Raw genomic sequence first — 17987 nt, 5'->3', positions numbered from 1 at the left:
ATCGACGCGCAGAGCGTGAAGACCTCGACCAACGTCCCCGTGCGGGAACAGGGCGCTGACGTGGGCAAGAAGATCGTGGGCCGCAAGCGGAGCATTATCATCGACACCATCGGACTGATGCTCACCGTGCTCGTCACCGCCGCCAGCATCCAGGACTCGGTCGCCGGCGAACGCCTCCTTGACCGGCTCGCCGCCGACCACCCCGGCCTCCGCAAAGGGTGGGCCGACCGCGGCTACCGCGAGTACCTCGTGGACCACGCCGCCCGACTCGGCATCGACCTCGAAGTCGTCCGCCGCACGCCCGGGAGCAAGGGCTTCATCGTCCTGCCCCGCAGGTGGGTGGTCGAACGGACCCTGGGTTGGCTCATGCACCACCGCCGCCTTGCACGCGACTACGAAGCTCTGCCCACCCGCTCCCCCGCCATGATCTACATCGCGATGATCGCCCTCATGACCCGCCGGATCACCCACGAATCCACCCCAACCTGGCGAGGAGCATGAACTACATCAAGTACGCGGAACGGGATGAACAACGGGTCAAAACACCCTCTCAGGCCGCGTTCGAGATCTGGCGTTGTGGCGGCCGGGCGGGCTCGTTGAGTGGTGCGTGAGTGCTGTCGGGGAGGGTTATCCGTCGGATCTGACGGATGAACAGTGGGCACTGGTGGATGAGTTGCTGCCGCCGCCGCGGACCGGGCCGAAGGGTGGGCGGCGGGAGAAGCATCCGCGACGCCGGATCGTGGATGCCATCTTCTACGTGGTGTGAGGCTGATCCTTTGGAGTGGACACCCTGACAATGGATCTTGATGGTCCAGGAGGGCTGTCCCGGTGGGACGCAGGTCTCCGTATTCGGAGGAGTTCAGGAGGGACGCTGTCGCGCTTTTTCGGGCCGCGGCTGGGAAGCGGACTTACGTGGCGGTGGCAGGGGATCTCGGATTACAGCGGAGTAGCTCGAGGAGCTGGCCCGGCTGCGGGCACAGAACGCCCGGTTGCTCGAGGCTGAGCAGGAGTGGCGGCTGGAGCGCGAGATCCTGCGCCGGGCGGCCGCCTATTTCGCCCGGGAGGTGAAGTGAGTCCCTGCCGCTGGGCCTTCGTCCCCGGCCACCGCGCCGATTTCGGCGTCCAGCGGATCTGCCGGGTGCTCGGAGCATCCCGCGCCGGCTGCTACCGGCACCTGGCCACCAAGCAGGCCCGCGCCGAGCGCCAGGCCGAGGAGAACCGGACCGTGAGCGAGATCCGCGCCGAGCACCATGGCGCCTACGGCGCCCCGCCCGTCCATGCCGAGTTGCGTGCGAGAGGACGCAGGATCAACCGCAAGCGCGTCGCCCGGCTGATGCGGATCAATCACATCGTCGGCCGGCACCTGCGGAAGAAGACGCGGACGACCATCGCGCACAGGGCCGCGCCGCCCGTGCCGGACCTGGTGACGCGAGACTTCACCGCGGACACGCTGAACACCAGGTAGTGGTGTGGCGACATTACCTGCATATCCGCCGGCCCGACGTGGCTCTGCCTCGGCACGGTGATCGGTATTTGCTCGCGGCGGGTGGTGGGCTGGTCCATACGGACCACATGCGCACCTCGCTGGTCACCGACGCGCTCGAGATGGCTGTGACCGCCCGGGGCGGCCGGGGCCACGGCGTCCTCGTCTTCCACACCGACAGGAGCGCCCGGTACAGCGCGGCCGCCTTCGCCGAGGTCTGCCGCCGGCACAGCATCCGCCACAGCATGGGCCGGGCACAGCTCGAGCTGTTCCGCTGGCTGTCGTACTACAACCGGCGCCGTCGACATTCCGCACTCGGCTACCTCACACCAACCCGGATTCGAACAGCAACTGATCACGACACGTACGCTGTCACTCATCGCATGAAAACCGGTGTCAACTCCCGGGGATCAGCCGCAGGACGGGCTTCCACCAGCGCCCACGCCTCCGGTCATGGCATCGACGCCGGAAAGAAGATCGTCGGCCGGAAGCGGAACATCGTCACCGACACGCTCGGGCTCCTATTCACCGCACCTACTACGACAGACAAAGAGCCCGCGGCAAAACCCACACCCAAGCACTCCTCCGCCTCGTCCGCCAACGGATCAGCGTCCTCTTCGCCAGCTCCGCGACGGCACCTTCTACGAGTCCAGAACCCCCACCATCACCCTCGCCGCATAGCCATCCCAAAAGCCCGCATACCCGGCACTACGTCCTTGACGAAGGACATAGAAACACCCCCACAGGCGTCACAGCATTCCTCACGAACAGCAACGCACAAAGATCAGGCGAGCATGTCTGCTATGTGTGGTCCTTTAACCGATGGTGAGCCGACGGCCACCCAAGATGCTTCGCATTTGCTTCAACAGATCAGGTTCGCTCACATTTCCAGCTGTAGGGGTGATCACAGCGGCAGGTCGGCGCCAGCTGGTCTTGAATCGGATGGTGCCACTAATAGGCTCTTCCGGGCTCACAAATTTGATTACGTCTGCAACCGGACCGAGACTCGCGGTGTCAACCACGACGGCCTCACTGTGAATAGATTTCCACCAAGTAAATTCGACTGTACTGGATTCGCGGGCCGCAGAAGTAATGTGCCGCGCGTTCCGCTTGTTCAGGTCGGACACCACAATGCCTGCTTCGTGAGCCCAATCGAATCCGTCTAGGCGGGCTGGCAATTTGAGAGTGGAATTGAGCTGAAGACTGTACTCCTCCCCCGTGCACTCCCTACCCTCCACGGTGTAAGAAGGCAAATCAATACGCCCCGTTCTGTTAAATAGGCCACCATTCTGAATACGAAGTAGGTACGACTGTTCAGTCTCTGACGTCCATGTGGTGAATTGTTGGGCTATATCTGCCGGAAGGACATCCCAGCCGTTGATCCATTTTGCTTTGGTCCGCGGGAAATCGGCACCCATGGACACGAAAACCTTGACAGCGTAGGTGCGAACCGCCGCCGAGGCGGAGTTTGGCCCCTTTTGTAGTTGACTCACACTCAAATCCAGTGGGGGTGCTACGGTGTCGAAGCTTATAGCAGCTCCAATCTCGTCAGCCTTGGACAATGGGGAGTCGGAATGGGTAATTGGTTCCTTTCCGGTGACCTGCGACCGGCGTATCTTCTTCTGAGCGTTAAGCGTCTTTCGGATGGTCTTGGTCTTTTCCGGCGGAGCCAGAGGGCGCACCTGACTTTTCGATCCTTCAAACCGGATGCGCTTCTCCATGTGCTTGCTGACATGTTGGGAAGATTCTTGATGGCGAGCTCCATTCATGGCCACCTCGGAGCCATTCGCAGATGCCGAGGGCTGGTGCAAAGCGAATGGAGATGGCTCTGGCGGGGGCGGCAACTGGGAGTAATTCACCGCCGGCGGGGCCGGAGGTGCCTGGTGGCTGGGAAACTTGAAACGCGGCTGCAAGTGTCGCATCAAGCCATTCTCGGCCATGTGGTTGAAATGCGACGTCAAATCCTCACTCACATGCACCTCGGCGGGATCCAACCGAGAGGATTCCTCGTGCAGAATAGATGAAAAATTATCCAGATCATCGTACAGGTAAACATAGTGCTTAATATCGGATTCGAGCCATCCTCCATAGTTTGTCAGCTGCCAGGCGAATAGAGCAACGGTGTCACTAGAGGTCAAATCGCTGGAGTTCAGATCCATGGCCATGCATCTATAGGCTTCATGGAAAGTGAATGCGAGGTTACGAACTTCGGCTGCGAAATCTTCCATAATTTCCTCCATGCCTGATGGATCATTCATGGTATCTTCAGTGGGGCCCGAAGGAAGGGAATCGATGCGGGCAAACGAGTGTGCCTGATAGGGCACGTCGAAAGATGCAGGTCCGCGCGGTGGTCACTGTGGCTGACCGAGCCCGCGGGTGGCGGTCTGCTGGTGTGAGAGCAGGCTTGCGATGGCCTGGATCGTGTCGCTCATGTGGTCGCGCCGGCCGTGATGGCGGGCGCGAGCGCCCGCCAGTTCTTGAGGTGCTCGATGCCATGCTCGACTCGGATCCGGCGTGAAGAGTGCGCCTTGTGCTGGCGCTCGTAAATCTTCTCGTACCGGCTACGACCGCGGCGAACGTCAACGACGTCACTCAGACCCTCACCCTCGTCGGCGGCATCCCACCCGGGCGGGCCACCCCGGCCGTCCCCGCACACGCCCGGATGCCTTGCTTGGCGACAAGGACTACAACCCACGACGAGCTCGTCTCCCTCGCTTGCAGCCTCATCTGCTGGCGACACCTCAACAACCCTCACTCAAGTCCGTGTTACGAGCTTTAACCCTCAAACCCGAATGACACGCACAAGCGGAACTCGGAATCCTGGCGCAAAATCAGGGCACTCGACGCAGAAGCGTGGATCTCAAGCAGCCGACAGACGGATTCAAACCGGGCCTCACCAGAGAAGGCAACCATCGATGCCCCGTTCCCTGCCCTTCCGTGCCCTGACAGCGAACGGAAAGTGACGAAGGGGTACAAGCGAGAATCACCCAGCAGCTACTGAACTTCATTGAGTGATGTCGGGGCTGTTCGCCTGACAGCGTCCGGACAGTCCGGTAGCTCTTGGCTGTGAGGTACGCGCAGGCGGCGGCTTGAGCGACGTCGAGAGGGCCGCGCGGGAGCGGATCCGGCTGCAGGCCGTGGTCTGCTTCGAGGGCGGGGAGAAGAATCGGGAGATCGCGACCGGGCTGCGGGTGGGCGAGCGGTCGGCGGAACGCTGGCGCCGCCAATGGCGGGAGCGTGGCCAGGCCAGGGTCCGCTCAAAGGGTCACTGGGCCGGCCGAGGATGAGTGACAGGCAAGTAGGCAGTCTTGAGCGGGAGTTGGAGCCGCGGTCCGCTGGCCCACGGCTGGGCGGATTAGCGGTGGACGCTGGCCCGGGTGAAAACGCTGATCGGCCGCCTGTTCCACGTCACCTACACGGTGGAGGGGACGTAGCGGCGCTCAAGCGCCACGGCTGGTCCTGGCAGCAGCCGGCCCGCAGGGCGATCGAGCGCGACGATGCGGCCGCCGAACTGTGGAAGAAGGAGGTCGGGCCGTGGGTAAAGGCGTCGCGGCGGCTCGCGGGGCCTGGCTCGTCTTCGAGGACGAGGCCGGGCAGTCGCTGAGACCGCCGCGCGCCAAGACCTGGTGCCGCATAGGCCAGACTCCAGAGGTCCGCGTTCACGCCCGGGGATCCGGCCGGATATGGAGGGCCGGGATGACGTGTTTCAGACAGGGCCAGCGGTCCCGGATGTTCTACAGCTTCCACGTCTACCGGGGCCGCAAGGGCAAACAGAAGGGCTTCAGCTGGCGGGACTATCGCGACCTGATCGTCCGCGCGCACATCCACTCGGCGGCCCGGTCGTGCTCGCCTGGGACAACCTGCGCGCTCACCTCATGCCGCAGATGAGAGCGTTCATCGAAGCGAACGCCGACTGGCTGACGGTCTTCCAGTCCCCCTCTTACGCGCCCGCCCTCAACCCTCAGGAAGGCATGTGGTCACTGGTCAAACGGACCATCGGCAACCTCGCCGCAGCGACCCTCGACCAACTGGCCGGGACCGTGAAGCGAAGCCTCAAACAGATCCAGTGCCGACCGCACCTGGTCGACGGATACCTCGCGAGAACCGGCCTGACCATGGACGAACTGACCACGATCAGACCGACATCACGCATTCAAGAACTCGGCTGGAGACAGCCCCAGACTGGGACTGTTTCGCGAGCAGTACTCCTATGACGCCGACCCCGAGGGAGTGCCGGCTGCCGGAACGGACGGGGTCCGGCAGCGGTGAGGCGGGCGGGGTGGCAGTACTTTCGCCTGGTGTCAAAACGTACTAAATCAGCTGTTCTATCGTTTGCGTGGTCGCCAAGCTGGTTGGGTTGGCTCCGCCTGTGCGCGAAGAGGCGTGACAGGCCCCCCGGGCGCCACCCGCTCACGGAGCACGGCGTCCCGAGCAAGCAAGGATCGACCATGGCTTCCAGCCTGACCAAGGACTCGGCCGCTACAGACGGGAAAACCTTCTTCGGCCACCCCAGCGGCCTCGCCTACCTCTTCATGACGGAGATGTGGGAGCGCTACAGCTTCTACGGCATGCGCGCGCTGCTCGTGCTCTTCCTGGCCACCAACGTGGCCGACGGCGGTCTCGGGATGAGGGCCGCGACCGCGGTCGCGATCTACTCCGTGTACAACGCGATGGTCTACCTGCTCGCCCTCCCGGGCGGCTGGCTCGGTGACCGCGTGTGGGGTGCCCGCAAGGCCGTGGCCGTTGCCGGTGTCGTGATCATGACGGGTCACTTCCTGCTCGCAGTGCCGTCGTCGGTCTCGTTCTTCATCGGTCTGGCGCTCATCGCCGCCGGTTCCGGTGTGCTCAAGGCCAACATCTCCACGATGGTCGGCCAGCTGTACACCGACAAGAACGACCCCCGTCGTGACGGTGGCTTCACGATCTTCTACATGGGCATCAACCTCGGTTCCTTCGTCGCGCCGCTGACCATCGGCTACGTCGGCCAGGAGATCAACTGGCACCTCGGCTTCGCCATGGCCGGTGTCGGCATGGCCCTGGGCCTCGCCTTCTACTTCTTCGGCTTCCGCCACCTGAACCCGGTCTCGAACCAGGTTCCGAGCCCGCTGAGCGCCGCCGAGAAGTCTTCCGTCCTGAAGAAGGGCCTGATCTGGCTCGGCGTCGCCGTTGCTGCGTTCGCGGTGATCGGCCTGGCCGGGATCTTCACGATCAACTACGCCCTGTGGCCGTTGACCGTCCTCGGCCTGCTCGTCCCCGCCTGGGCGCTGCTGCGGATCAAGCGCGACCGTGACTTGAGCACTGCAGAGCGGTCCCGGATGTCGGCGTACGTGTGGTTCTTCGCCGCCGCCGCGATCTTCTGGGCGATCTACGACCAGACCGGTTCGACCCTCGCCCTGTTCGCCAAGGTCCACACCCAGAACGTCCTGTTCGGGTTCGACTTCCCGGAAAGCTGGTTCCAGTCGCTGAACCCACTGTTCGTGATGGCGCTGGCGCCCCTCTTCGCCTGGCTGTGGGTCGCGCTGCACCGTCGAGGCAAGCAGCTGAGCACCCTGGCGAAGTTCTCCTTCGCCCTGGTCATGATCGGCCTCTCCTTCGGCGTCATGATGATGGCGCAGGGTGCGGCAGGCGACGGAAAGGTCAGCCCTATGTGGCTGGTCTCGGTCTACTTCATTCAGACCGTTGGCGAGCTGTGCCTCTCCCCGGTCGGCCTGTCGCTGACCACCAAGCTGGCCCCGCAGAAGTATGGCTCTCAGATGATGGGCGTCTTCTTCCTCGCAGTCACCGCTGGTGACTCGACCATTGCGCTGCTCCAGCTGTGCGGTGTGCCCACTGACACTCAGGGCTGGTTCGCCAGCCAGGCCGCACTCGCCGTGCTCGTTGGTATCGCAATCTACTGGTACCGCAGGAAGGTCCAGCCGCTGATGGGTGGCGTGCACTGACGCACGATGCCTGACATATTGCGCACGGCCGAACCGGAGTACCGGTCAGCCGTGCCGGTGGGGTTGGATTGTTCCTGACGGGCTGTGGGAGATTGCGGAGCCGCTGATCCCAGCCTCTCGGGTGCGGCCTCAGGGTGGCGGGATGCAGGACACGCCTGATGAGACGCTGTTCGCCGGGATCATCTACGTGCTGGTCAGTGGTTGTGCCTGGCGAGCTGCCGCCGTGCTTCGGGATATCGAAGTCGACGGCCCACCGCAGGTTCCTGATCTGGTCGAGGGCAGGGGCGTGGGGCCGGCTGCACGAGGAGATCCTGCACCGCCGGGACGACGCCGGCCTCCTCGACCTCTCCCGGGCCGTGCTGGACCCCGCGCACGTGAGCGCTGAAAAGGGGGCGAACTCACAGGTCCGAGCCCCGTGGATCGGGGCAAGCCGGGTTCCAGGATGCACGTCCTGTCGGACGCGACCGGACTGCCCCTCCTCGTCGGCCTCTCCGCCGCCAGCACCAACGACAGCCAAGCGCTGAAGCCCATGATCATGGGTCACCAAACGAGACACGACTCCCACCGCGGCCGCTACTTCAAACCCCGACGCCTCCACGCAGACAAGGCCTACGACGTTCCCCACCTGCGAAAATGGTTACGCGGGAACGGATCGGGGTCTGTATCGCACGCAAGGGCATCGAGTCATCGGAACGACTCGGCCAACGCCGGTGGGTGATCGAGCGGACCATGTCCTGGCTCACCGGCTACCGCAGACTCAACCACCGCTACGAACGCCACCCCCGCAACTACCTCGCCTTCCTCGGCCTCGCCGCAGCCCCCTGCTGCTACAAACGACGTACCGCCTCACCACATAGGACACGGCCCTACTTCGAGTACATCACCACCGAGTACCCGCGCGGCGCCGAGCACGGCATGCTCTCGGCGCCCGGCGGATGCTCGGCCGGGCCAGGAAACGCGCTGGCCTGGGGCTGGTGAACCCCATGCCTTCCGGTACACCTTTACCTCCGCGGTTCTCGACGCCGCGGACGGCAACACCCTGATCGCCCGGGACGCCGGCGGCTGGGCGTCGGCCACGATGGTCGTCGAGGTCTACGGGCACGTCGATGTCCACGATCCGGTCTTCGACGCCGCGCTTCGCACGGTCTGGGGTGAGACGACGTGACCGCGAACTCGCTGCTGCCGCTCTACACCGAACGCCCCGACCGCGAGGGCCGCGACAGGCTGGAGATCCTCACCGCGCTGATCGGTGCCCCGTCCTTCGATCCGATCTTCCGTGGGATGCTCGTACGGGTTCCCCAAGACCACCCCGCCTACCAGGGGGGATGCGTCGTTGGCGCCTGCAAACGTGTCCGGTCCGGAGGGGCAGACCTGTGCTCCAACCACCTTCAGCGGTGGGCGAAAGGCTCGGGATCGGGCACGACCCGGGCCGAGTTCCTGACGGCGGCACAGCCGCTGCCCCGGGCCGAATTCGAGCGCGAGGGCCTATGCGTGATCTGCCCCGATCGACCAGCGGAGCCGCGAACCGACCTGCGGTTGCGTCGCCACCACTACCGCTCCTGGAAGTACTACGTCGCCCCACGCGATTCCGGGGCGGATTTCCAGCAGTGGGCTGCTGACCAGGAACCCCGCGAGGGTTACGGAAACTGCAAGGTCACGGTCTGCCCCGGGCTGACGGAGTCGCCACTCGGGTGATCTTGATCGAGAACCCGTCTACCATGAGCTCCCTCGTTCCGTACAGCCCTTGCCCCCCAAACAGCCAGGCAGCGCCGTCAGGTTGGAAAAGGCTCAGTCACACGCGGCATCGTTCGGCGGAAGACCAGAAGATATTCCGCCGACCCACTGCAACCGCCCGACTGCCTATTGGCATACCTACTCCCACTCAATTCTCTTCTTAGAGAAATTGAGGTGATGTGCTACATGTTCCCGCTGGAGACCGTCATATATTCCCTGAATCACGATCACGCCAGCACTGAGAGGATCCTTACTCCTAGCCGATAGACCGCCATCCGATTTCTTGTAAATCAATCCGAAAGCGGCAACCGTGAATTCGTGGTCCTCCGCGCTTCGTTCTGCGATTTGCAGGTAGGTCAGCCCGTCTTCATGGCCAGGAACGACTGGAGCCACGAGTAGGTGCAAACCAAGCGATTCCCCCACATTGAGTTGCTTTAGAATTCTCTCATTGTGGTCACGGGACCTCGTGCGAGTGCGGACGAATTCCACGTATGCCATCGCGCGAGAGAAGACCTCAAGGGCCCCATCTGCATTGCCTGCGAACTCGTTAATCAGGGACTGCTGGTAAGGCTCAGCTAGCAGACCCCAGGCTTCAGTTACCACGTCGGTGGAGTGGCCGAGATCTTGCACGACCTCGGTGAAGGTTATGTTCGGCGTCACCGCCCTGAGGTCTCCGATCGCTCGAATTAGCGAACGATGCAGCTTTTCACTAAGAGACATCTCGATCCTTAAGGTTTCTCGTTGAACGCCAAAGGGGCCACTTGGCCCTCGGGCGGGAATGCTCGTTTGCAGGGTCCTGAAGTATGTGAAATTTATTAACCAAAATGCATCGGAGAATTCAAAGCAGAGTCTTGATGTCAAACCCTGAAGTGGATATCAGCGATGGAATTCGAAGGGGGAATCTTCCTGGAAAGGGAGTCCACAGACAAGCTGAGTTCGTTCGCCCTCTGGTCGAATCTTAGAGTCTGTAGCCGTGCCATAGGGGCACGGCGTTGATCTCGTACGGTCATTTCAGGTATCCCTAGCGTGCAGCGTTCTGCACCATTTAGGCCCTATTCATATAGAGACCTTCGAGTTTGTGCTTCGCCTCTTGCGCAGGGTGGGCTGACCGATCAGCAACACCGCGAACGGCGTTGTGGAGTCCATGTCGTAGTTGGTGTGCATGTGGATCGCGTCCAAATCCTGATGGTCGAGCAGGTGCGACTCGTCGATCACGACGGCCAGTGTCCTTCCCCGTTCGTCGGCCTCGGCAGCCAACGCGGCTGATGTCTGGGTGACGAGGGTGGCCAAGTGGAACTTGGGGTCCCGCGCAGGCTGCTGACGATGCGCTCGTAGAGCCCGCGCATGCCGACCTCGAGGTTGGACTGGTAGATCACCGTGAACCGGTTGTTCTTGCTTCGCTGCCGTGTCTCATAGAACCAGTTGGAGTGTTGGGGGAATGGGAGGCGGATGGTGCTGAGCCAGTCGTGTTCGGCCCCCTACGAGCTCGCAACACGATCATGATGAGATGCTCTGGTCAGCCGTGACCGGTGTGACGATTCGGCCGTTCGTGGTGGTGTGAGTACTCGGCGACCTGCCGCCGACGGCGACCAGTAGGACGGCGGCGGTCCTGACGCCGACTCCGGGCATCGTGGTCAGGACCTGGTGAAGAGGGTGGGCCTCCAGCAGGCTGCCGATCTGCGCTTCCAAGGCCCGGCGCTGGTCGTGGACCGCCGCGAGGGAGGCGGCCAGGGGTGGGATCACGATGTCGAGGGTCCCGGTTCCCGGGACCACGACGGTCTGTTCGTCGAGAGCGTCGAAGACATCGTCGATCAGCCGGACGGCCATGCGTGGGGCCTTGGGGCGGATGAGTTCGACGAGCCTGCGGCGGCCGGCTTTCCGCAAAGCGGCCGGGGATCCGTGGCGCTCGAGGAGCCAGGTGACGGCCCGGTGGTCCAGCCGGAACCCGAGCACGCGCTCCAGCGACGGGTGGAACTGAGTCAGCAGGCCGCGTATCCGGTTGCTGATGCGGGTGGCCTCGGCTGCGAGGTCCTGGTCGAAGCCGGTCAGCACCGTGAGTTCGGCGGTGATCTCGTCGGTCAGCTCCAGCGACCGCAGGACGTGCGGCATGGTGCGGGCGGCGTCCGCGATGACCGCCGCGTCTTTCGCGTCGGTCTTCGCCTCTCCCGGGTAGAGGTCGGCGATCCGTCGCATCGCGAGTCCGGGCAGGTAGGCGACTTCGCAGCCCGCGTCGCGGGCGACGGTCAGCGGCAGTGCCCCGATCGATGCGGGCTGGTCCACGATCACCAGCACCGTGCCGAACTTCGCGATCAGCTTGTCGAAGACCGCCCGCAGTTTCGGTTCGCTGTTGGGCACCGGCTTGTCGAACACCTTCTTGCCCGCCGGCGTGAGCCCGTGGCCATGATGGGCACTCTTGCCGACGTCCATCCCGAGGAAGACGCCCACGCCATCGGTGTCTAACATCGCACCCCTCCCGGGTGGTTGATCTGGCCGGCCCCGGCGTTGGCACCGTTCTCGCGCATCCACGTTATGCAGACCTGCCGCCCGCGAACGCATTGCGCCGGACCGGGCGGTGGCCGGGTCTCTCATCAGCGTCTCCGACGGCACCCCACAGGCCCGGCGACACCCCCCAGGTCATCACTTCGACAGAGGGGACACTGTCATACCGGGCCCGGAGGCCAGCGGCCCCATTGCAGGACCGAAAAAGATAACTGTGAGAGTTCTTCTGCGGCCCGGGATGGGTTGCTGCCAGGCTCGACGCCGATGATCCGGCATGACTCGAAAGATAACTGGCGCCCCGTCAGGGGCTGTCGTCCCCCGAGATGTCTGCCGGATCATCGGCGCCGACCTGGCCCACCTCTTGGCTTGATCAGCAGCTTGTCCGCCTCACGGCGTGACTCATCACAGTTCCGCCACGCGGTGACTCCATCCAGGCCGACCCCGACAACAGGCGTCCGCCCAGCAAGGAGAACGACCACGTGGCCAACCTCGCAGAACAAGTCGGCGGCGTCATCGGCGTCGATACCCACCGAGACACCCTCGCCGCAGCGGCCCTCAGTCCCATCGGCGCAGCCCTGAACAGCACCGACGCCCCTGCGAACGCCCGCGGTTACCGACGCCTGCTGGACTTCGCCCACCAGCACATCCCCGGCCGCCGCTGCTGGGCCGTGGGAAGGCATCGGCAGCTACGGCGCCGGCCTCGCCTCCTTCCTTGACCAAGCCGGCGAGCAGGTCGTCGAGGTCTGCCGACCCAAACGGGCAGCCAACCGGGGCGGACGCAAGACCGACATGCTCGACGCCATCCGGGCAGCGAAGGAGGCCCTGGCCACCGAGCACCTGATACAGCCCCGACTCCGCGGCGAACGCAAGGCACTACGCATCCTTCTCGGCAGCCGCCAAGGTGCAGTCCTTGCCTCCACGGCCGCGATCAACCAGCTCAAGGCCCTGATCGTCTCCGCACCGGACAACCTCCGCGCCGAACTGCGGAAACTCAAGCGCCCGGCCCAGGTCACCCACTGCGCCCAGCTCCGCGACCGCCCCGCCCCGCCCCACCCAGGACCTTGAACACCGGATGACAGCACGGGCACTTCGATCGACTGCCCAGCGCATTCAGAGCCTGCAAGCAGAGGCAAAAGATCTTGAAAGGGAGATCCTGACCCTGGTGACGAAGGCCGCTCCGGAGCTTCTCGGCTTGCTTGGCGTGGGCCCGATCACCGCGGCTCAGGTCCTGGTCAGCTGGTCCCACCAGGGGAGGTTCCGCTCGGAAGCGGCCTTCGCCTCGCCGATCCCCGCCCCTTCCCGACTCACCAACCGGCCGCCTCAACCGCAGCGGCGACCGCCAGCTCAACCGGGCCATGCACATCATCATCCTGATCCGCATGCGGCTCGACCCCGCCACGAAGGCCTACGTCGCCCGCAGAATTACCGAGGGCCAGACCTCCCGGGACGCACAGCGCTGCCTGAAGCGCGCGATCTCCAGGCAGCTGTTCAAGATCCTCAGAACGAACCGAACCGAACAACGATGAGAAGCCTAACAAGCTCCCCCAAACGGCTTGACTCGATATAGCAGCCTCGGGGGACGGCCAGGTCGAAGAGGGCGGCCGGGGTGGTGCGGCCCTGTTATGCCAGGAGGCCGGCAAACCGCCGCAGGACCTGGTCGCGGGCGGGCGTCGGTGCCCAGGCAGGGCGACGGCCGTCGTGACCTCGACGAGCAGTGCGTCGAGGCGGACCCGTGGGACATGCCTTCGGCCGGTTTGGGGACCACTGGACGAGGGCGCAAGCCGCTGCCGACCCGGTGACGAATCCGGGGGCGCCGCAGTGTCCGCTGCCTCTCCATCCCCCTGCCCACCAGGCCGTCCGGACACCCTTAGGGGTAGCCGGCGCGGCCACCCGTCTGACCGGCGGGGCGGCATCGGCCCAGGGGAGGCCGAGCCCGTACCTGGTCAGCCCCACAGGAGCCGGGACAGCACGGACGGCCGTGTGCGTTCCCGCGCCAGTAGCACGGGGACGGAGCGGGAGACCGTGCCCGCGGAGACCGTGAGCGTGCCAGCGGTGGCCCGGGCCGCCGTGACGCCCGCCGGTCCGCCGGTCAGCCGCATGTGGAGCTGCTGCCCGGCTACGCCCGGAAGCCGCAGGTCCTCCACCGCGACCACCGGTGTCCGGGTTCCGAGGCCGTCGTCCAGGTGTCCGACGGCCGTGCCCGCGGCGATGACCACTCTTTCGGACAGCGCGGCCCGCGCCGCCTCGACGAGCGTGCGGCTGCGGTCGAGTGCCAGGGCCAGGCTGTCTCCCGCGTCGACATCAGGGCCCGACGCGTGCTGGCCGAGCATGACGCCCAGGACTGGCTGTTCGCTGCCGCCGACGTCCACGTAGGCGGCCCACATCAGCGCGCCGCCCGCCGGAGTGCTCGACCCCGTCTTGATGCCGCGGACTCCGAGGCTGGACGGGAGAAGGCCGTTGCTATTGACGAGCGGGGCGGGCAGTCCGTCGACCGTGGCGGCGGGGAGGCGGACGATCTCCCGGAACGCCTCCGCCGCCATCGCCGCCCGTGCCAGCTTGAGCTGATCCGCCGCGGTACTGACTGTATCGGCGTCCAGACCACTCGGGTCGGTGTACGTCGTGTCGTACATGCCCAGGTCGCGGGCAGCGGCATTCATCCTGGCGACGAACGCGTCCTCCGTGGTGGTGCCCGTGTCCCAGCGGGCCAGCAGCCGGGCGATGTTGTTCGCCGACGGAAGCAGCAGCATCTTCAGCATGTCCCGCTGGCCGAATTCCTGTCCCTCCCGAAGGCCCGGTATCCGGGACTCGTCGACGGCGCGCCCGTCCTCCACGGCCCGTGCGTCCACGGCGATCCGAGGCCCTTCCTCCCCGGCGCCGAGGGGGTGGTCCCGAAGGATCGCATAGGCGGTCATCACCTTGGCCACGCTGGCGATGGGCACGGGGCGGGGATTTCCGAACCCGCCCATCGGGGCGAGTCCGGGCGCTTCGACCGCGCCTTGGCCCTGGTCGGGCCAGGGCAGGGCCAAGTGGCCGGGGAAGGTGAGCGGCAGGGCCTGAGTGGCCGTCAGGACCGGCGCGGGCAGGGGGCGGGTGAGCTGTACCGCGGCCATGCCCACCACAGCGAGGAGGCACGGCAGCACCACGCGTCCCCACAGGCCCGCCCGTCGGAGGTCACGAGCGGTCATTGAAGTGGGGTGGCTGCAGCGGAGGTTGTTCGACCAGGAAGTCGGTGTACGCGAGGAGGGCTCCCGTGTCGCCCGCGGCGGTGACTGCGGCCCGCTTGCCGCCCTCCTGCGAGGACGGCACCACGAGGTAGGCGTGGAGGGTGCCCGACTGGGTGACGACCACCGACTTCACCGGTCCGAAAGCTCCCCAGGTCAGGTTGACCCGGGTTCCCGGAACGAACCCGTCGCCGCGCACCTCCAGGACCCGGCCGGGTCTGGCGACGGTGGGCGTGACCCCGAGGGTGGCGGGGCTGCCGGGCGGGGCCGGCGGGTCGGCCCCCGGCGGCGGGGCCGACGGGCCGGGAGCCGGGGGTGGCGAGGACGACAGCCCGGGGATTGGCGGAGTGGAGGACGACTGAGGCGTGGAGGAACCGGGATCCGGAGACGGTCCGGAGGAAGCAGACGGGGGCGGGGACGGGCTCGTGGACGAGGTCGGCGGCGGGCTCGTCGGCGGGGCGGGCGGCGGCGGTTCGGCGACGACGGCCTTCAGGGCGGATTCCGCCGTCTGGTTGGCGTCCCCTGCGGACGTGGTCGCTTGGACCTGCAGGGTGCCCGTGAAGCTTCCGGCGGTGTCCGGGGTGAACGAGATCACCGCCGTGCACGTGTCGCCCGCCAGGATCAGCTGCCCCGCGCAGGACCCTTGATAGGCGAAGGGCGCCGCCGGGATCACGCTGGCGATGGTGACGGGGCCGGGTCCGGCGTTGCCGATGGTCGTCTGGAGGCCGAGTGGGGTCGTGGTCGGGTGTTTGAAGGAACCGAAGTCGAGGGTGGCAGGCCGGACGGTCAGCCGCCCCGGCACCGCCCGCCCGTACACGTCGCTCTGTCCGTTCGTATCGGCGTCCACCAGGGCCTTCGAGGTCGCGAACACGGCGAGTGAGCCGTGCTCGTCGAGACCCGCGGCCGTACCGGAGGTGTCGGCCGGCCCGAGCCGGACGATGCCCTGCTGGTCGTTGACTGTGCGGGCATGGAGCTGGGGACCGTCGCCTGGTGCGTCCGCCGTCAGGTTGGTTGCCGTCGAGATGAAGCCGACCACGCGTCCGTCGGGCGACAGGGTCGGACGGGTGCTGTCACCGTTCCCCGGAGCACCCTCGGCACTGGTCGACATCGTCCGGACTGTCTTGTCGGTCCCAAGTCCGGCGACGACGACCTGGGCGCGCTGCCCGGTGGCCGGGGGGTAGGGCCGCCGCACGTACGCGACGTTCGAGCCGTCGGCGGAGAGGGACGGCGAGTCCGTGCTGAACTGCTGGTCCGGGGGTGGTGCGACGACGAAGCGTTCGGACCATTCCCCGTTCTCGAAGCGGGTAGTGTACACCACGACGGGCTGGTTTACTCCTGCCTCGGGCAGGCGGTACGTGGTGTAGGCCACCCGGCTGCCGTCGGCCGACACGGAGGGCTGTGCGCCGTCGACCAGTTCCACGTCGGTGTAACCGCCGCCGTAGACGCCCCGGCTGACGAGTTCGGCGGGGCCCGGGGCGAAACCGCCGGAGTCTGAGGTGTCCCGACGGGATTCGATGATCTGCCGTACGGAGTGGACGGTCAGGGTGAACCCGCCCTGCGGCGGACCGCCGTCGTCGCTCAGCAGGGCCAGCTCGGCGGCGTACACCGGTTCACGGAGCGGGCGCGAGCCCCCCTGCCGGACCGATTCAGGCCAGAACGGCGGGTTGATCAGGAAGTAGAGGGTTCCTCGATCGGTGCCGTCCAGGCGCGTTCGCACCCCCACCGCGGTGGGGTCGGCGCCGGTGAGCTTCGCCGCGGTGGCTCTGGCTTCCGGGCCGGGGTCTACCAGCTTGATCGCGGCGCAGTCGGGGTTCGCGAAGGCCACCTCGCCGCGGAGGTTCAGAGTGGGTACCGCCACCAGGTAAGGGTTCCCCGCAGATATGGCGCCGAGGGCGATCTGGTTTCCGGAGACCTGGGACGGCTCGGTCTTTCCCTGCCGGACGGGGAGGCGGCCCATCTCTGCGGCCGTGAGTACCGGTTCGTAGAATCCGTTGGTCCCCGGCTGCGGGGTGCAAAAGGTTCGGAACGCCTTGGGGCCGCAGTTGGCCTTGAGTAGGACGCTCGAGTGCCCAGCGGATGTGGGGCCGTCGATCACGAGGCGGTCCCAGGGCTGATTCGCCTCGGCGAAGCAGGCCCGCTCGGGGGAGAAGGTCAGCGTGCTGCGGCACGTGCCGTAGTCGTCACAGGCCTTGGGTCCGACCTGGAAGGCGAAGCCGAAGCTGCCGTACGGGTGCTCGATGGTGAGACTGCCCGTGAAGTCCACCGACTCCTGGCCGGGCACGACCGACTTGGTACCGACGATCACGTCGACCGGCGGGTCGTCCGCGTCGAACTGCTTGATACCGGTCACGGCATTGATGTCGATCATGTTGCCCTTGACCTCGTCCGGGGTGGAACTGCCGTCACCCGTCCCGACGCTCACGACGAAATCCGGCGATATGGGGGAGGTGACGCTCGGGTAGACGACGGTGGATCCGTCCGCGGAGATCTTGGGACCGCAGTCCTGCCGGCACAGTCCGGGGAAGGACTCGTCGGGTTCCGCCGAGCCGTCGGCGAAGTCGGAGGCGGTGACGTTGCCGTCGATGTCCAGTCGTCCCCCGCCCGAGACGTCCCGGTCGACGACGACCGTCGTTGCCCGGGTGAGACCGTGCAGGAGGCGCGTGGTGGTGCGGTAGGTGACGCGGCGGCCGTTCGCGGACACCTGAGGGTCGGTCGCGTCCACTGCGGGGTCGCTGAGGAGGGTGGTCACACCACTGGTCAGGTCGCGGCCGTATACGCGCCAGGTGTCGTCACCGGCGGTCCGCTCGTGCAGCGGGGTGAGCGAGGGCAGGTCCGCCTTGCTCTGGAAGACCGCATACCGTCCGTCCGCGGAAACCGCGGGGGCCTGACCGCCTTCCCCGGCCTGTCCCCCGGTCCCGGTGGACAGCAGCTGGGTACCCGGACCGATCAGGGCCGTGTCGGCGGACGTCCCGATGAACGTCACCGCCCCGGCGTACACCCCCGCCATCAGGGCAACGGCGACGAGCAGCGACAGCAGGACCGGGCGGCGCCGCTTCAGCCTCCTCCAAAGGTTCATGAGAGGCATGCAAACACGGCCTCCCTGCACGCACC

General features: G+C 65.9%; 12 protein-coding genes and 7 pseudogenes. 13 read left to right on the top strand and 6 right to left on the bottom strand.

The annotated features are described in order from the left end of the window. From AB0D66_RS29485 to AB0D66_RS29470, 4 genes and pseudogenes are all read left to right on the top strand, one after another. Positions 1-501 (top strand): transposase (locus AB0D66_RS29485; protein WP_362309975.1); only part of this gene is annotated, 501 nt, incomplete at its 5' end. Positions 502-568: 67 nt separating this feature from the next. Beyond that, a pseudogene (locus AB0D66_RS29480) lies at positions 569-760 on the top strand (transposase); the annotation flags it as partial. 68 nt (positions 761-828) lie between these two features. Continuing rightward, positions 829-1815, top strand: a pseudogene (locus AB0D66_RS29475) (IS3 family transposase); the annotation flags it as partial. A gap of 197 nt (positions 1816-2012) precedes the next feature. Continuing rightward, positions 2013-2164, top strand: a pseudogene (locus AB0D66_RS29470) (IS110 family transposase); the annotation flags it as partial. A 134-nt stretch (positions 2165-2298) separates the two neighbouring features. Here the strand turns inward: AB0D66_RS29470 and AB0D66_RS29465 are convergent. After that, complete coding sequence (locus AB0D66_RS29465; RefSeq protein ID WP_362309972.1) at positions 2299-3711, bottom strand: hypothetical protein; 1413 nt, start codon at positions 3709-3711, stop codon at positions 2299-2301. A gap of 909 nt (positions 3712-4620) precedes the next feature. Here AB0D66_RS29465 and AB0D66_RS29460 point away from each other — a divergent pair. The 7 genes and pseudogenes from AB0D66_RS29460 to AB0D66_RS29430 all read left to right on the top strand — a co-directional run bounded on the left by AB0D66_RS29460 (position 4621) and on the right by AB0D66_RS29430 (position 9117). Then, entirely contained in the window at positions 4621-4770 is a 150-nt protein-coding gene (locus AB0D66_RS29460; protein WP_362309984.1) for a hypothetical protein, read from the top strand. Positions 4771-4860: 90 nt separating this feature from the next. Continuing rightward, a complete protein-coding gene (locus AB0D66_RS29455) occupies positions 4861-4917 on the top strand; it encodes a hypothetical protein (protein WP_362309981.1) in 57 nt (18 codons plus the stop codon). A gap of 44 nt (positions 4918-4961) precedes the next feature. Then, positions 4962-5087, top strand: a pseudogene (locus tag AB0D66_RS29450) (transposase); the annotation flags it as partial. Positions 5088-5325: 238 nt separating this feature from the next. Continuing rightward, entirely contained in the window at positions 5326-5697 is a 372-nt protein-coding gene (locus tag AB0D66_RS29445) for a transposase (protein WP_362309969.1), read from the top strand. Positions 5698-5931: 234 nt separating this feature from the next. Then, positions 5932-7422 (top strand): oligopeptide:H+ symporter, encoded by a 1491-nt coding sequence (locus AB0D66_RS29440; RefSeq protein ID WP_362309966.1) that lies wholly within the window; start codon positions 5932-5934, stop codon positions 7420-7422. A 10-nt stretch (positions 7423-7432) separates the two neighbouring features. Further along, positions 7433-8259: pseudogene (locus tag AB0D66_RS29435) on the top strand (IS5 family transposase); the annotation flags it as partial. Positions 8260-8583: 324 nt separating this feature from the next. Then, a complete protein-coding gene (locus AB0D66_RS29430) occupies positions 8584-9117 on the top strand; it encodes a hypothetical protein (protein ID WP_362309963.1) in 534 nt (177 codons plus the stop codon). Between the two features lie 177 nt (positions 9118-9294). On the opposite strand, the gene AB0D66_RS29425 is transcribed toward AB0D66_RS29430, so the two are convergent. The 3 genes and pseudogenes from AB0D66_RS29425 to AB0D66_RS29415 all read right to left on the bottom strand — a co-directional run. After that, positions 9295-9876: a hypothetical protein gene (locus AB0D66_RS29425; RefSeq protein ID WP_362309960.1), complete on the bottom strand. Its 582-nt coding sequence runs from the start codon at positions 9874-9876 to the stop codon at positions 9295-9297. 336 nt (positions 9877-10212) lie between these two features. Further along, a pseudogene (locus AB0D66_RS29420) lies at positions 10213-10449 on the bottom strand (AAA family ATPase); the annotation flags it as partial. 285 nt (positions 10450-10734) lie between these two features. After that, positions 10735-11619, bottom strand: a pseudogene (locus AB0D66_RS29415) (IS110 family transposase); the annotation flags it as partial. Positions 11620-12249: 630 nt separating this feature from the next. Here AB0D66_RS29415 and AB0D66_RS29410 point away from each other — a divergent pair. Both AB0D66_RS29410 and AB0D66_RS29405 read left to right on the top strand, forming a co-directional pair. After that, the gene (locus tag AB0D66_RS29410; protein ID WP_362309978.1) at positions 12250-12720 is read left to right on the top strand and encodes a transposase; all 471 of its coding nucleotides are present in this window, start codon (positions 12250-12252) and stop codon (positions 12718-12720) included. A 290-nt stretch (positions 12721-13010) separates the two neighbouring features. After that, positions 13011-13181 (top strand): hypothetical protein, encoded by a 171-nt coding sequence (locus AB0D66_RS29405; RefSeq protein ID WP_362309957.1) that lies wholly within the window; start codon positions 13011-13013, stop codon positions 13179-13181. Positions 13182-13598: 417 nt separating this feature from the next. Here the strand turns inward: AB0D66_RS29405 and AB0D66_RS29400 are convergent, their stop codons facing one another. Together AB0D66_RS29400 and AB0D66_RS29395 are read right to left on the bottom strand one after the other, a co-directional pair. Continuing rightward, the gene (locus AB0D66_RS29400) at positions 13599-14840 is read right to left on the bottom strand and encodes a D-alanyl-D-alanine carboxypeptidase (RefSeq protein WP_362309954.1); all 1242 of its coding nucleotides are present in this window, start codon (positions 14838-14840) and stop codon (positions 13599-13601) included. Next, positions 14827-17952: a hypothetical protein gene (locus AB0D66_RS29395; RefSeq protein WP_362309951.1), complete on the bottom strand. Its 3126-nt coding sequence runs from the start codon at positions 17950-17952 to the stop codon at positions 14827-14829. The genes AB0D66_RS29400 and AB0D66_RS29395 overlap by 14 nt, the downstream gene beginning before the upstream one ends. Positions 17953-17987: the final 35 nt, after the last annotated feature.

This window comes from Streptomyces sp. NPDC048270, assembly GCF_040652335.1.
Classification (GTDB): domain Bacteria; phylum Actinomycetota; class Actinomycetes; order Streptomycetales; family Streptomycetaceae; genus Streptomyces.
The sequence above is the reverse complement of the archived record's forward strand: the minus strand, read 5'-3'. Positions and strand labels throughout refer to the sequence as shown.

What these genes read in the sequence shown, in the direction of transcription:
- AB0D66_RS29440 (WP_362309966.1), top strand. Translation starts at nt 5,932, where the DNA reads ATGGCTTCCAGCCTGACCAAGGACTCGGCCGCTACAGACGGGAAAACC.
- AB0D66_RS29395 (WP_362309951.1), bottom strand. Translation starts at nt 17,952, where the DNA reads ATGAACCTTTGGAGGAGGCTGAAGCGGCGCCGCCCGGTCCTGCTGTCG.
- AB0D66_RS29400 (WP_362309954.1), bottom strand. Translation starts at nt 14,840, where the DNA reads ATGACCGCTCGTGACCTCCGACGGGCGGGCCTGTGGGGACGCGTGGTG.
- AB0D66_RS29465 (WP_362309972.1), bottom strand. Translation starts at nt 3,711, where the DNA reads ATGGAAGATTTCGCAGCCGAAGTTCGTAACCTCGCATTCACTTTCCAT.
- AB0D66_RS29405 (WP_362309957.1), top strand. Translation starts at nt 13,011, where the DNA reads ATGCACATCATCATCCTGATCCGCATGCGGCTCGACCCCGCCACGAAG.
- AB0D66_RS29425 (WP_362309960.1), bottom strand. Translation starts at nt 9,876, where the DNA reads ATGTCTCTTAGTGAAAAGCTGCATCGTTCGCTAATTCGAGCGATCGGA.